Here is a 15169-nt window from a genome sequence, read left to right on the forward strand (position 1 = left end):
CCTGCAAGGATCCGTGAGCCGCCTCAGACCCGCACCGCCCCCGAGGCGACGTCGTCGACGTATCCGTCGTAGGCCGAAACGTAGCCATCCGAAGTGAGCACGTAGAGCGGGTCGTCGAACCGGCCCCGGTCGTGACCCTGCTCGCGCAACTCCACTTTCTTGCTCTTGAAGGTCGAGGTCTCCTCCAGCTGGTCCACGAGCCGCACGAACAACGGGACGGCGTAGGACGGGAGCCGGTCGGAGAGCCCCTTCGCCAGGCGCGGGCCGTCGAACTCCGCGGCGTGTTCGAGTTTCACCGCAGCCATACCTGCTTTCCCGTCGGTGCCGGGAACCGGAACGCCGTAGACGACGGACTGTTCCACCGCGGAGTCCTCACCCAGCGCGGCCTCGACCTCCGTGGTGGCGACGTTCTCGCCCTTCCACCGGAACGTGTCGCCGAGCCGGTCGATGAACGCGACGTGCCGGAAACCTTGGTTGTGCACGAGGTCCCCGGTATTGAACCAGACGTCTCCGGACTTGAACCCGTCCCGGACGAGTTTGCGCTCGGTGGCATCGGCATCGGTGTAGCCGTCGAACGGCGAGCGGTCGGTCACCTGGGTCACCAACAGCCCGACACCGCCAGGCTTCACCTTGCGCAGACGGCCTTTCTCGTCGCGTGTCGGCCGCTCACTCTCCAGGTCGTACTCGACGACGGAGAACGCCAGCGGGCAGATTCCGGCCGTCCGGTCGACGTTGAAGGCGTTGATGAACGCCACGTTGCACTCGCTCGCACCGTAGAACTCGGCGATGCGTTCGATACCGAACCGGGACCGGAACTCCTGCCAAATGTCCGGCCGCAACCCGTTTCCGACGACCACACGGATCCGGTGCTGTTTCTCCGCAGCGGTCTCGGGCTGCTGCAACAGGTACCGGCACAGCTCACCGATGTAGCAGAACGCCGTCGAGCGGGTGCGCACCACGTCGTCCCAGAACCGCGATACCGAGAACGACTCCCCGATCGCCAGCGTCGCCCCGGCGCCGAGAACGGCCGACAACGACACCGTCAACGCGTTGTTGTGGTACAGCGGCAGGCAGCAGTACATCGTGTCGTCCGAACGCAACCGGATCCCCAGGCCGGCGAGCGCGTACATGCTCTTCAGCCAGCGCAGGTGCGACATGGTGCTGGCCTTCGGCATCCCGGTCGTCCCGGAGGTGTAGATGAAGAACGCCTTGTCGGCTGCTGTCACCTCGGCGCACTGCGATGGGTTCTGCGCGCTCGCGTTCGCGGCTTCGGTGTCCAGATCAGCGTGTCCCGGCAGCGGGCGCCCGTCCTCGCGCAGCCCCAGCACGGTGCCGCGCAGCTCCTCGGCGGGCAGCGACTCCAGCGCCTCCTGACATTCCGCGCCCGCCACGATGACCGTGCTCTCGAGCAGCTTCTGACTGTGGTTGAGGACGTCGCCGCGCTGCCGGTGATTCAGCATGCCTGCGGTGGCGCCGAGCTTGATCGCCGCCATGGCGACCAGCAGCGTCTCCGGCCGGTTCGTCGAAAGCACACCGACGACCGAGCCCGGGCGAACACCCCGTGCCGCGAGCACCGCCGCGTAGCGGTTGACCTGCTCGTTGGCGTTGCCGTAGGTGATCTCGCTGTCGCGGAACCGCAGGAACGGCCGCTGCGGATGCTCTGCGGCCCGCTGCTGGAACACGAGACCGAGCGAGTTCTCGCTGTGCGGCTTCAAGGTCGCCGACCGGAACACTCCGCGCGCCATCGACGGCAGGTCGGGCACCATTGCAGGCAGCGCGCGCAGGAGATCGCTCAGGTGGACACGTTGGGCCACGCTCCGGTCTTCGCTTCCGACCTCGCTCGTCACCACGGTGCACTCACCTTTCGTCCTCGACACGTCCCGGCGGCAGGACCCCGAGTCCATCACCGCCGTCCCCCGTTCAACGACGACACATGACTCAAGTCACGGTCCGAGTCATATGCACCTTGTTGCAGTGCTCGTGGTTGCATACTACTGTTCAGCGTCATGGCGTTGGAACACGCGCTCCTGCTGTCGCTGGAAGAGCGCTCCGGCAGCGGTTACGAGCTGACTCATCGCTTCGAGAACTCGATCGGGTTCTTCTGGAAAGCCTCGCACCAGCAGATCTATCGCACCCTCAAGCGGATGGTGGCTCACGGCTGGGTCCGCTGCGACGAGATCGCGCAACGGGGGCGGCCGGACAAGAAGCTCTACGCCGTCAGCGACGGCGGCCGCGCCGAGCTGCGACGGTGGCTGGCCGAACCCGGCGACCCGGTCACCGTCCGCCACGAACTGGCGGTGAAAGTGCGCGGCGCGGCGCTCGGCGACCTCGACGCCGTGATCGACGACATCGCCAGGCATCGCGACCGGCACGCCGAACGCCTCGAACTCTACCGAGGGATCGAGCAGCGAGACTTTCCCGACTCCGACGGGCTCTCCGGCCAGGCACTGCACCACCATCTCGTCCTGCGCGGCGGAATCCGGCTGGAGGACAGCCTCGTCGCGTGGTGCGACGAAATGCTCGGAGCCCTGCGAGACGACCGCCCCGGAACCTCTGGAGAGAGCCCCGAACGATGAGCCGTTACCCGCACCTTTTCCGTCCGCTCGACTTCGGGTTCACCATGCTGCCCAACCGCGTGGTGATGGGGTCGATGCACACCGGCATGGAAGATCGGGCGAAGGACCTCCCGAAGCTCGCCGAGTATTTCGCCGAGCGCGCCCGCGGCGGGGTGGGACTGATCGTCACCGGCGGTTTCTCCCCCAACCGCAGCGGAACGCTGTACCCCATGGCCTCCAAGCTCAGCACCCGGCGCGAGGCCCGGCGGCACCGAGAGGTCACCGACGCCGTGCACGAGGCGGGCGGCAAGATCGCCGTGCAGTTGCTGCACGCCGGCCGGTACGCCTATCATCCGCTTTCGGTCTCGGCCTCGTCGATCAAGGCTCCGATCACTCCGTTCCGGCCGCGTGCGCTCACCGACCGGGGTGTGCGCGCACAAATCGCCGCATTCGCCCGCTCGGCCGCGCTCGCGCGCGAGGCGGGCTACGACGGCATCGAGATCATGGGCTCGGAGGGCTACTTCGTCAATCAGTTCCTCGCGCCACGCACCAACAAGCGCACCGACCGCTGGGGCGGGTCGGCTGCGAACCGGCGGCGGCTCGCGGTGGAGATCGTGCGCGAGACCCGAAGGGCGGTGGGTGCGGACTTCCTCATCCTCTATCGGCTGTCCGCGATCGACCTGGTCGAGGGCGGGCAGACGTGGGACGAAACCGTCGCGCTCGCCCAGGAGATCGAAGCCGCAGGGGCCAGCGTCATCAACACCGGCATCGGGTGGCACGAGGCACGGGTACCGACGATCGTCACGTCCGTCCCACGGGCGGCGTTCACGTCGGTGACCGGCAAGCTCAAACGACACGTCTCGCTGCCGGTCGTGGCGTCCAACCGGATCAACATGCCCGAGACCGCCGAGGAAATCCTCGAACGCGGGGACGCCGACATGGTGTCCATGGCGCGCCCGTTCCTCGCCGACTCGGAGTGGGTACTCAAGGCGCGCAGTGCCCGCGCGGACGAGATCAACACCTGCATCGCCTGCAACCAGGCGTGTCTGGACCACACGTTCTCCGGGACGAAGGCCTCGTGCCTGGTCAATCCGCGCGCCGGGAACGAGACGACGTTGACTCTGCTGCCCACCCGGCGCTCGAAGCGGGTCGCGGTCGTCGGCGCGGGCCCCGCCGGACTCGCCGCCGCGACTGCACTCGCCGAACGGGGACATCGAGTCGAGTTGTTCGAGGCAGGCGACGAGATCGGCGGCCAGTTCGACATCGCTCGGCGGATCCCCGGCAAGGAGGAATTCGGCGAGACGATCCGCTACTACACCAAGCTCATCGACAAGTACCGCATCACACTGCACCTCGGAACGCGCGCATCCGCCGACGACCTCGCCGGTGGCGGGTACGATGAGATCGTCCTCGCTACCGGTGTCACACCACGAATTCCCGACATCCACGGTATCGACCACACGTCGGTACTGTCCTATGTGGATGTCGTGCGGCACGGAAGGCCGGTCGGACGCAAGGTCGCCGTGATCGGCGCAGGCGGGATCGGAGTGGACGTCAGTGAGTTCCTCACCCACACCGACTCGCCCACGCTCGACCTCTCGGCATGGCAGCAGGAATGGGGCGTGACGGACCCGGAGACCGAGCGCGGCGGGGTGACCGACCCGAAACCGGAACCATCGCCACGACAGGTGTTCCTGGTGCAGCGCAAGACCTCACGCGTCGGTAAGGATCTCGGCAAGACCACCGGCTGGGTGCATCGGGCGGCGCTGCGCGCAAAGAATGTCGAGAAGATCACCGGCGCGCGTTACGACCGCATCGACGACCGGGGACTGCACCTGTCGTTCGACCCGAAGCAACAACAGGATCCGCGAGTGCTCGACGTGGACACGATCGTCGTGTGCGCGGGCCAAGAATCCGCACGGGACCTCGCCGACGAGCTGTCCGCCCGCGGACTGGCCCCGCACATCATCGGTGGCGCCGACGTCGCAGCCGAGCTCGACGCCAAGCGCGCGATCAAGCAGGGCACCGAGCTCGCCGCCGCCTTGTGACGGCCCTCAGCCTCACCCGTGCCGGACGAACTCCGGCACGCGAAGCCGCCGAACCGCGGGCAGGCGTGATTCTTTTTGGTGGCTATAGGCACCAAAAAGACTCACGCTGCCTCGCGCACTCAGAGGAAGCCACGTGAGCGCAGGAAATGCACGGCCGCCTCGTCCGGGCTCTTGCCCTGCAGATCCACCATCCCGTTGAGCTCGATGATCGCGTCCTCGGTCAGCGCCCGGCCGATCCCGTCCATCAACTTCCGGAGTTCGGGATGCTTGCGCACCGTCTCCTCGCGCACCGTCAACGCCGCGAGTTCGGTGCTGAACTGCGTCTTACCGTCCTCGAGTACCTTCAGCCCGAGGGTCTTCAACCGAGCGTCGGTGGTGAACACCTCGGCGAAGTTGCACGGGCTGCCCTTCGCGACGTTGACGAAGTTCAACGCGAACGCGTTCTGATACACCTGCTCCGGCGGGATGCGCACGTCGTAGGCCTGCTGGAAACCCTCCAACTCGCGGTCGAGGAACTCCGATGCCCCGCACAACGTCATCTCCTCCGGATGTTGCTGCGCGAACGACTTCAGCTCGCCGAGACTGTCGACCTGCCCGACCGGGCCTTCCGCGTCACCGGCGCGCGCGATGGCGTACTGGTTGCCGAACTTCGCCGGGCCGAGCCACTGGATACCGTTGCGGGCCGCGTCCTCGGCCGCCGTGGCCCGGAACTGCTCCTGGTCACCCGGTACGGGCCGATCGTGTTGGAGGAACTGCGACCACCCGGTTCCCGAGTACTCCCAATACATGTCGATGTCGCCGGACTGCAACGCGTTGCGCGCCAGGGTCGAACCGGACAGCCCCGTGTGATCGGTGGTGTCGGCGCCCGCGGCACCCAGCGCATGGATCATGATCTTGCCGAGAACGACCTGTTCGGTGAATTCCTTCGAGCCGACGTCGAAGTGGACACCGCTCAGGTCGATGTCCCGGGCGATCGAGCCGCCGCCGGGGGACGGCTGCGCCTGCGTGGCAGGCTCCGGTGCGGCCCCGGTCGCGGTACAACCGGCGACCGCGACCAGAGCGAGCGCTACGGCCGCTGGCCGCAGTCGCTGTCGAGCGCGTCGAAGCACAGTGACCTCCAGGAAGGAAGAGGAACTCCAGCGAGAGGAGAGAACCTCCAGGGAACGTGGTAAGAGCTACAAACCGCGTGGCCGCAACAAGTCCTCGGCGATGCCCGCGACCCAGTCGACGGTCAGTGCGAGCACGGCGACGAGCGCACTGCCGGTGACGAGCACGACGGTGCGGTTCGAGTTGATGCCGTTCGAGATGATGTCGCCGAGACCTCCGGCCCCGATGAACGTCGCCAACGCCACCGTGCCGACCGTGATGACCAACGCCGTGCGGATGCCCGCGAGCATCACCGGCACGGCCAGCGGCAGTTCGATCTGCCACAGCACCGCGGTACGCGTCATCCCCATCCCCCGTGCCGACTCGACGACCGATCGGTCCACCTGGTGCAGACCGGCGATCGTGTTGCGCAGCACCGGAAGGATCCCGTAAAGCACGAACGCGATGACGGCGATCTGGTTCACTCCGAGACTGACGAACGTCACCGCGAACAACACGATCAGCCCGAGTGACGGAGTGGCCTGCCCCATGTTCGCCACCGCCAGGATCGGACCGGCGATCCTGCGCGACCATGCACGGGTCAACAGCACACCGAGCGGGACCGCGATCGCGAGCACCAACGCGGCGACCACCCCGGTCAACGCCATGTGCTTGGCCATGCGGCTGACGATGTAGGTCGAGGTCAGGCTGCGTTGCTCGATGAGATCCAGCGACTGCGTCGAGACCCACAGGTACAACGCGACCAGGACGAGTCCGAGCGCCACCGGGGTGACGGCGTAACGCAACACCCCGGTGCGTGCGAACCGCACGAACGGCACGGGTGTGGGTTTGGTGCGTGCGTAGACGGCCACGGTGCCTCACACCTCCTGCAACGTCTCGACCGGAGCCGACCGTGGTTCGACGTTGATCGCCGAACGGATCGTGTCCAGGTCGAGCACGCCGCGGTACCTGCCGTCCGCGTCGACGACGGTGGCGGCCGACGAGTTCAGGGACAGCATCTGGTCGAGAGCGTCGAACAACGTGTCGTCCGGCCCCAGCAGCGAGATCAACGGCACGATCTCGCCGGGGCCGCCGTCCGGGCAGGCGGAGAGCCAACCGGCCGGCTTGTCGTCGCCGTCGAGCACGAGACGGAACTCGCCGGGTGCCGCAGCGACCTCTCCGCTGTCCACGTCACCTTCGGACACAGTGGACCATCGGGGGACGTCCACAGCCGACAGTGGGGTCAGCGACAGTCGCTTCACCGACGTGCCCGACCCGAGGAACTCGCGTACGAACTCGTCGGCGGGCTCGGCGAGAATCCGTTCCGGGGTGTCGTACTGCACGACCTCACCGCCCTGGCGGAACACCGCGATCCGGTCGCCCATCTTGATCGCCTCGTCGACGTCGTGGGTGACGAACACGATCGTCTTGCGTAGATCGGCCTGGATGCGGAGGAACTCGTTCTGCAGCGACTCACGGTTGAGCGGGTCGATCGCACCGAACGGCTCGTCCATCAGCATCACGTCGGGATCGGCACCCAGCGCACGCGCCACACCGATGCGTTGCTGTTGCCCGCCCGAGAGCTGCTTGGGGTACCGGTCGCGATACAACGCCGGATCGAGCCCGACCAGCCGGAGCAACTCGTCGACCCGTTCGGAGATCCGCCGGGACTTCCAGCCGAGCATCTTCGGCACGGTGGCGATGTTGTCGGCGACGGTGCGATGCGGGAACAGCCCGGTCTGCTGAATCGTGTAGCCGATCTTGCGACGCAGCAGGTCGGGGTTCACCTCCGTGACGTCGGTGCCGTCGAGGTGGATCCGGCCGGAGGTCGGCTCGATCAACCGGTTGACCAACTTCATGGTCGTCGTCTTCCCGCACCCGGACGGGCCGACGAACACCACGATCTCCCCTGCGGGGACGTCGAGGGTGAGCTCACGAACCGCGGGCTCGGACTGGCCGGGATAGGACTTCGTCAGATTCTCGAGCCGGATCATCGGCTCCGCACGCGACGCGTGATGCTCGCGCGAGTCGTTCTCAGGCACGGATCCCCCTCGACGTGGTGACTCGGTTCAGGACGGAGAACAAGACGTCGAACAGGACCGCGAGCAGGACGATGCCCGCGATTCCCTCGATCGTCAGATAGATCGCGAACGGCGTGCCTGCTTTCGCCAGGCCGTCCAGGATGAGGTTGCCCAACCCGGGGCCGTTCACGGCCGCCGCGATCGCCGCGATTCCCAGCAGCAGCTGGGTCGCGACCCGGAGGCCGGTGAGAATCACCGGCCAGGCCAGCGGCAGCTCCACCGAGGTGAGCAGCCGCAGCCGGTTCATGCCCATCCCCCGCGCGGACTGGAGGACGGCGGGGTCGACCTCGCGGAGCCCGACGACGGCGTTGCGCACCACGGGCAGCAGCGCATACATCGTCAGCGCCACGACCGACGGCGCGTTGCCCAGGCCGAGCGGGGCGATGAGCAGGCCGAACAGGGCGTAGGACGGGATGGTGAGCATCAGCCCGCACGCGCTGACCACCGCGATCCTCGGTGTTTCGGTCCGGTAGGTCAGCACCGCGATCGGCACCCCGATCAGAACGGCCAGACCGAGACCGGTCAGTACCAGCAGCGTGTGGTCGAGCGTGGCCGAGACGACCTCGGGCCAGTTTCCCGCGACGTACTCGAGGAACGTCATCGCACCGGCCCCGGCTCAGCCGACGAGCACGCGGTCGAAAGCGTCCGTGAAGAACCCGTCCAGCTGGTCGAGCAGTGCCCGGAACGTGGGGTGTTCGTCGAACATCCACTCGGTGTGCCCGGCGCCCTCGATGATCTCCAGCCGCTTCGGCTCCTCGGCGTGCTCGTACAGCGAGCGCGCCTCCTCGGGCTTGTGGAGCTCGTTCTCGCCACCGTGGACGACGAACAACGGGCGCGGTGCGATGCGGTGGGCTACGGACTCGGGGCTGAACCGCAGCAGCATGTCCGCCGACTCCAGGGTCACGCCGGACCCGAAGCCAGGGGCGCGGTACAGCTCGGCACCCACGTAGCCGTCGGTGCGGTCGTCGAGATCGAGCCGCACGATATCCCACGGCGAGGTGATCTCGGAACGGCCCCACTCGGAGCGGCGACCTCGGTCAGCGACGATGCGTTCCTGCAGGCTCTGCCAGGATCCGGCGTCGTGCATGTTGCGAGTGGAGCGCGTGCCGTCGGCGATGCCGTTGACCGCCGCGACCGCGCGCACGCGCTCGTCCTCCGCGGCCTCGGCGACCACGACGCCGCCACCCATGCCCCAGCCCAGCAGTCCGATGCGGTTGGCGTCGAGTTCTTCCACTGTGGACACACGGTCGACGGCGGCACGGAGGTCCTGCGCCCACTCCTGCGGAATCAGCCTGCCGTGTTCACCTTCACTGGCGCCGAAACTGCGGTAGTCGAACGCGAGCACCGCGTACCCACGCTCGGTCAACGTCCTGGCGAAACGCTCGGGGTGGATCACTTTCAGTCCCTGGTACCCGGACGACGGAATCACCACCGGGTACGGGGCGCCGGCGCCGCCGTCGTCGGGCAGGTGCAGGTCCGCGTCGAGGCGCAGGCCGCTGCTGAAGAAGGGAAGGGGACGAACAGACACCATGATCTCCTGGGTCGTGAGAACCGCCCGTTCTCGTCGCATTCGCCGAGAACGGAACGGAGTCGATGAATTGTGATGAGTGCGAACGGACCAGGACTCACCGAGGCGCGGGCGCCCCGGAAGCGGGTTTCCGCCCGGGCTCGACGGGATCGAGTCCCGCCATCGCCCGGCTGACCTGGTGGGCGGCGGCACGCACCATCCGCCCTGTGGCATCGAGCTCCCGCCGGAGCCGGAACTTCGGTGCGGAGACGTTCAATGCCGCGCAGACGCGACCGCGAAAGTCCCGCACCGGTGCGGCGGCGGCCACGAGCCCCTCCTCGAACTCTTCGTCGACGAGGGCGTATCCGAGCTCACGCGCCTGACCGACCCGCGCGAGCAGCTCGTCGACACTGGTGGGAGCACGAGGTCCCGTCCCTGTGAACGGGACCTCGCCGAGCAGATCGCGGATCTCGTCGTCGCCGTGATCCACCAGCAGGGCACGCCCCGAGGACGTCGACTCCAGCGGCGTGATCCTGCCGACCCATCCCGCGGTCTGCACCGCACGCATCGGGCTCTCGGAGAGCACCGTGAGGGCGCCGTCCCCGTCGAGGACGGTCAGGTGCGCCCGTTCCTTCGTGGCGGTCACCAGCCGGCGTAGGACCGGCGGTGCTTCGACCAGCAGCCGCTGCCTGCCGACGTTGACCGCCATCGTGAACAGCCGCCAGCCGAGCCGGTAGCCGAGCGTCTCGGAATCACGCTCGACCAGTCCGGTCGCCTCGAGCATCCGCAGTGCCCGGGAGATCTGGGTCTTCTCCCTGCCGACCCTGCGTGCGATCTCGACGACGCCGAGGCTGCCCTGTTCGGCCGCGTCTTCCGATCCGAGGACCGTCAGGATCGCGACTGCGCGGTGAACACCGGTCGAACCCTCCGTTGCCATGACGGCAGCGTGGACGGGCCGGGGTGGCGTGCGCAACACCAGTTGCCGACGGAGCAACGGCATGCGTGAGCCTTTGTGGTGGTTATAGGCACCACAAAGGCTCACGCATGCTTACCTGCAACGGAACTTGCGTTCGCGAGCCGACAACCAGTAGAAACCGCGGTTCGGACGCGCCCCGGCCGGGGCGGGAAACGGGAACGAAAGGCAGCTCATGCGGATCGCGCTGGCACAGGTGGACTGCCGCCTGGGGGACGTCGACGGCAACCTGGCCGAGGCCGAACGCACGGTCAAAGAGGCCGCCGCGTCGAACGCCGACCTCGTCGTCTTCCCCGAACTGTCGCTGCACGGCTACGCACTCGGCCAGGTCAGCGAGGACCGGTCGGTGGCCGTCGCCGACGCACGACTCGCCGCCCTGTCCGAACTCGGGCCGGACGTGCTGATCAGCTTCCTCGAGGACGGCAGGCTACGCCGGTACAACTCGTCGGCCTACTACGCGGACGGGGCGCTGGTGCACACGCATCGCAAGCTCTACCTGCCGAACTACCTCGACTGGGAGGAGCGCAAGCACGCCAGCCCCGGCTCTGCGATGCGTGCCTACGACACGCGCCACGCCCGGATGGCGACGTTGATCTGCAACGACGCGTGGCAGCCCGTGCTTCCGTGGCTGGCGGCCCAGGACGGCGCGGAAGTCATGCTCATCCCCACCAACAGCGCGGCGGGGCTGGCACCGGGCGCCGTCGACACCGCCGCCTACTGGCAGGACCTGCTGCTGTTCATCGCACGCATGCAGCAGTGCTGGGTGGTGTTCGTCAACCGCGTCGGCGAGGAAGCCGGCGCGTCGTTCTGGGGCGGTTCCCGCGTGCTCGACCCGTGGGGCGAGGTCGTCGCCGAGGCTCCACAGTGGAGTTCCTCGCTCACGGTGGTCGACATCGACGTACGCGCGGCACGCAAGCGCCGCCGCGAGATGCCGCTGTTGCAGGAATCCCGGTTCGGGCTCGTCTCTCGGGAGGTCAACCGGCTCCTGGAGGAAGCAGCCGACTGACCGGTCGTGTTGCTGCGCCGACAACACGGGTTGTCGGCGCAGCGCCCGGGGCGCACGGTGAGAGGCGTGTTCGACGTCCACGTGCACTCCTCCCCCGACGTCGTCCCCCGGCGGGGCGACGACCACGACATCGTGCGGTCCTACGCCGAGGCGGGTTTCACCGGATGCGTCCTCAAAGGACACTACGAGTCTACCGTCGGTCGCGCCGCCGCCGCGAACCGGAACAGCCCGATCACCGTGTACGGCGGGATCGCGCTCAATCAGCACGCCGGCGGCCCCAACCCGGCGGCGGTCGCCGCATGCCTCGACGCCGGCGGCCGAGTCGTGTGGATGCCGACCGCCGACGCGCACACCCAGCGCACCGCCGGACTTCCCAGCCTGTGCGGGGCACGGCCGGGCCTGGCAGCGCACTCGTACGCGATCCCGCCCGTCGACCGCTCGACCGCCGAAGCCGCGCAGGAGATCTGCGCGCTCGTGGCCGAGGCCGACGCGGTGCTCGCCACCGGCCACCTGAGCGGCCCGGAAGCGGAGTGGTTGCTCACGACCGCGCAACAGCACGGGGTGCGGCGGTTCTTGCTGACACACCCCAGCTACACGGTCCCCGCGCTCTCCGCCTCCGAGACCGCCGAACTGACCGCACGTGGCGCGCTCGCCGAGATCACCACGTTCCAGCTGCTACACCAACCGGGCTGCACTCCGCAGCAGCTCGCGGCTTTCGCCGACCGGGTCGGCCTCGACCACGTCGTTCTGTCTTCGGACGCGGGCCAACCGGACTCGCCGCAGCCGCCGGAGGCGCTGCAGTTGCTCGTCGACGCACTCGCCGGGGAAGGGCTCGACCGGGACGCACTGATGCGCTGCGCGAGCGACATTCCGGCCGCGCTCGTCACGCCCTGACCCTCCCCTGCCTCAGGAAGGCCCACGGTGACCTCACCCGACCTCACAGGATTCGCGTCCGCGCTGCGCCGCGACGTCGCGGGCACCGTCGCCCTCGACGCCGCGACTCGCGCGCTCTACACGACCGATGCGTCGAACTACCGCGCGGTGCCGGACGCGGTTCTCGTCCCTCGCAGCACCGACGACGTCGTGGCCGCGCTCGCGAGCTGCCACGAGTTCGGCGTGCCTGTGGTCAACCGGGGCGGCGGGACCTCCGTGGCGGGCAACGCGCTCGGGGGTGGGCTCCTCATCGACACCTCACGGCATCTGACGGCCGTGAGCGACATCGACCCCGAGTCGAAGACTGCCCGTGTCGAACCCGGGGTGGTGTTGGACGATCTCCGCGCCGCGGCCGGGCGGGACGGGCTCACCTTCGGCCCCGACCCCTCGACACACGGTCGGTGCACGGTGGGCGGCATGATCGGCAACAACGCCTGCGGTTCGCACTCGGTCGCGTGGGGAACGACCGCCGACAACGTCGAGTCACTGGACATCGCTCTCCCGGACGGCACCCGCATGACCGTCGGCGCGACGAGCCGCGAGCAGCTGCGCGACCGCGCCGCCGCACCGAACCGGCAGGGCCAGGTCTACGCGCGGCTGCAGCACCTCGTCGATCGCCACCTGGCCACGATCCGCACCGGACTGCCGACGTTCTCCCGGCGAGTCTCGGGATACGCACTCGACCAGCTGCTGCCGGAGAAGGGGTTCCACCTCGCACGCGCGCTGACAGGAACGGAAGGTTCCTGCGTCAGCGTGCTCGGTGCGACGGTTCGACTGGTCGAGAGCCCGAAGGCAAGGGCGTTGCTGGTGCTCGGATACCCGGATGCTCCCGCGGCGGGCGACGCGGTGCCCGAGATCCTCCGGCATCGCCCGCTCACGGTGGAAGGCCTCGACCGGGAGCTCGTCGACACCTGGCGTTCCCGGAGGCCGTCACGCCTGCGGACCGGCCTGCCGAACGGCCGCGCGTGGCTGCTGGTCGAGTTCGGTGGCGACGATCTCGCCGAGGCCGAGTCCCGGGCATGCGCCGCCTTGGCGTCGTTGTCCGGTGCGGCGCGTGGCGAAGACACCCGGGTACTGGGTGATGTCGCGAAGCAACGCGCGGTGTGGCGTATTCGCGAAGAGGGAGCGGGCATCGCCACCCGGCTCCCCGACGGATCCGAAGCGTGGCCGGGACTGGAAGATGCCGCCGTGCCCCCGGACAAGCTCGGCTCGTATCTGCGGGGGTTCGACAAACTCAAGGCCGCCCACGGTCGACGTGGCGTCGCCTACGGCCACTTCGGCGAGGGGTGTCTGCATGTCCGGCTCGACTTCGACATGGCACGAGACAACGGCATCGCGGACTTCCGGACGTTCATGGAAGACGCCGCCGAGCTCATTCACCAACACGGCGGATCGCTGTCCGGTGAACACGGCGACGGTCGAGCCCGCTCCGAACTGCTCGCGCGCACCTTCCCGGACGAACTCGTCCGTGCTTTCGGGGAGTTCAAGGCGATCTGGGACCCGGCAGCGCTGATGAACCCCGGCGTCATCGTCGAACCTGCACCTCTCGACGCCGATCTGCGCGTCCCGAGCCTGTCGCCGCCCACGGAAACGACGGCGTTCTCCTACCCGGAGGACGGTGGCTCGTTCAGCCAGGCCGTCGGTCGGTGCGTGGGAGTAGGCAAGTGCAGGCAGAGCACGCCCGGAAACGTCATGTGTCCCAGTTTCCAGGTCACCGCAGAAGAGCGACACTCCACTCGCGGACGCGCGCACCTGCTCGGCGAGATGCTCGCCGAAGACGTCATCACCGACGGCTGGCGCTCCGAAGAGGTGCGGGAGGCGCTGGACTTGTGCCTGTCGTGCAAGGGATGTCGCACCGACTGTCCGGTCAATGTGGACATGGCGACCTACAAGTCAGAGTTTCTGCACCATCACTACGCGAAGCGGTTGCGGCCCGCTTCGCACTACTCGATGGGATGGCTGCCGCTGTGGGCGCGCCTGGCGTCGGTCGCGCCGCGTGTCGTGAACGCGGTCGGACGACATCGCGCGACCTCCACCGTCCTCAAGCGCCTCGGTGGTATCGCTCCCGAACGGACCGTGCCGATCTTCGCCGCAGAGTCCTTCACGCGCGGATTCGGAGCGCGGTCGCGGCCGAGTCGTGGACGGAGCCCGGTGGCGCTGTGGCCGGACACGTTCACCAACTACCTCGCTCCGGAAGTCGGGCACGCGGCCGTCAAGGTGATGGAGGATGCCGGTTTCAACGTGCTCCTGCCGGACGGGCCGGTGTGCTGCGGACTGACTTGGGTCTCGACGGGGCAACTCGACGTGGCAAAGAGGGTGATGCGTCGATCACTGTCCTCTGTGGAGTATTATGCTTCACGCGGTGTGCCGATCGTCGGGCTCGAACCGTCGTGTACGGCGGCGCTTCGAACCGACGTGCCGGAACTCCTCGCGACCGAATCGGCACACGCCACCGCCGGTTCGGTGTTCACGTTCGCCGAGTTCCTGGAACGGCACGCCCCGGGTTGGACACCACCGCACGTACACAAGGAATCCATCAGCCAGGTCCATTGCCATCAGCACGCGGTCACCGGGTACGAGCCCGATGAAAAGCTGCTGCGCACGGCCGGTGTGGACAATACGCGGCTGGACTCCGGCTGCTGTGGACTCGCAGGAAACTTCGGCTTCGAGCGTGGGCACTACGAGGTGTCTCAGGCGTGCGGGGAGCAGGCCTTACTCCCCGCCGTTCGCGAAGCCGACGCGGATACCCTCGTGCTCGCCGACGGATTCTCCTGCCGCACGCAGATCGAGCAGGCGACGGGCCGCCGCGCCGCCCACGTCGCCGAGATCCTCGCCGACGCACTCCCGCGAAAGTGACTTGGGCGAACGGCACTCTCGCCCCACGAGACGAGGCGCCAGTGCCGTTCGCACCGTCGGTTTCGAGATTTTTCCGTGTGGTGCGGCAACCTTCGAGGCGCTGCCGACGTGGACGTCGGGAGTG

Annotated in this window: 12 protein-coding genes; 5 read left to right on the forward strand and 7 right to left on the reverse strand. The window is 68.1% G+C overall.

What is annotated here, in order from left to right:
• Positions 1-23 precede the first annotated feature (23 nt).
• Positions 24-1850, reverse strand: a complete 1827-nt coding sequence (locus GIY23_RS14175) for a long-chain-acyl-CoA synthetase (protein ID WP_222850162.1) — start codon at positions 1848-1850, stop codon at positions 24-26.
• Between the two features lie 156 nt (positions 1851-2006).
• Here GIY23_RS14175 and GIY23_RS14180 point away from each other — a divergent pair, with 156 nt between their 5' ends.
• Both GIY23_RS14180 and GIY23_RS14185 read left to right on the forward strand, forming a co-directional pair.
• Positions 2007-2576, forward strand: a complete 570-nt coding sequence (locus GIY23_RS14180) for a PadR family transcriptional regulator (RefSeq protein WP_154077100.1) — start codon at positions 2007-2009, stop codon at positions 2574-2576.
• Positions 2573-4603 (forward strand): NADPH-dependent 2,4-dienoyl-CoA reductase, encoded by a 2031-nt coding sequence (locus GIY23_RS14185; protein ID WP_154077101.1) that lies wholly within the window; start codon positions 2573-2575, stop codon positions 4601-4603. Before GIY23_RS14180 ends, GIY23_RS14185 begins: the two co-directional genes overlap by 4 nt.
• 119 nt (positions 4604-4722) lie before the next feature.
• Here GIY23_RS14185 and GIY23_RS14190 read toward each other — a convergent pair whose 3' ends face one another.
• The 6 genes from GIY23_RS14190 to GIY23_RS14215 form a co-directional block, all read right to left on the reverse strand.
• Positions 4723-5712, reverse strand: coding sequence for a glycine betaine ABC transporter substrate-binding protein (locus GIY23_RS14190; RefSeq protein ID WP_154077102.1), 990 nt, complete (start codon positions 5710-5712; stop codon positions 4723-4725).
• 66 nt (positions 5713-5778) lie between these two features.
• Positions 5779-6561 carry an ABC transporter permease gene (locus GIY23_RS14195; RefSeq protein ID WP_154077103.1) on the reverse strand — a complete coding sequence of 261 codons (783 nt, stop codon included), beginning with the start codon at positions 6559-6561 and terminating at the stop codon, positions 5779-5781.
• A gap of 6 nt (positions 6562-6567) precedes the next feature.
• Entirely contained in the window at positions 6568-7731 is a 1164-nt protein-coding gene (locus GIY23_RS14200) for an ABC transporter ATP-binding protein (protein WP_323845023.1), read from the reverse strand.
• Positions 7724-8371, reverse strand: coding sequence for an ABC transporter permease (locus GIY23_RS14205; RefSeq protein ID WP_154077104.1), 648 nt, complete (start codon positions 8369-8371; stop codon positions 7724-7726). The genes GIY23_RS14200 and GIY23_RS14205 overlap by 8 nt, the downstream gene beginning before the upstream one ends.
• 15 nt (positions 8372-8386) lie before the next feature.
• Positions 8387-9301: an alpha/beta hydrolase gene (locus GIY23_RS14210; RefSeq protein WP_228717290.1), complete on the reverse strand. Its 915-nt coding sequence runs from the start codon at positions 9299-9301 to the stop codon at positions 8387-8389.
• Between the two features lie 94 nt (positions 9302-9395).
• On the reverse strand, positions 9396-10214 hold the full coding sequence (locus GIY23_RS14215; protein ID WP_154077105.1) for an IclR family transcriptional regulator: 819 nt from the start codon (positions 10212-10214) through the stop codon (positions 9396-9398).
• 211 nt (positions 10215-10425) lie between these two features.
• Between GIY23_RS14215 and GIY23_RS14220 the strand changes: the two genes are divergently transcribed.
• From GIY23_RS14220 to GIY23_RS14230, 3 genes are all read left to right on the forward strand, one after another.
• A complete protein-coding gene (locus tag GIY23_RS14220; protein ID WP_154077106.1) occupies positions 10426-11256 on the forward strand; it encodes a nitrilase-related carbon-nitrogen hydrolase in 831 nt (276 codons plus the stop codon).
• A 66-nt stretch (positions 11257-11322) separates the two neighbouring features.
• Positions 11323-12150, forward strand: a complete 828-nt coding sequence (locus tag GIY23_RS14225; RefSeq protein WP_154077107.1) for a DUF6282 family protein — start codon at positions 11323-11325, stop codon at positions 12148-12150.
• A gap of 27 nt (positions 12151-12177) precedes the next feature.
• Positions 12178-15045, forward strand: coding sequence for an FAD-binding and (Fe-S)-binding domain-containing protein (locus tag GIY23_RS14230; protein ID WP_154077108.1), 2868 nt, complete (start codon positions 12178-12180; stop codon positions 15043-15045).
• Positions 15046-15169 lie beyond the last annotated feature (124 nt).

The sequence above is a fragment of the Allosaccharopolyspora coralli genome (genome assembly GCF_009664835.1).
GTDB lineage: Bacteria > Actinomycetota > Actinomycetes > Mycobacteriales > Pseudonocardiaceae > Allosaccharopolyspora > Allosaccharopolyspora coralli.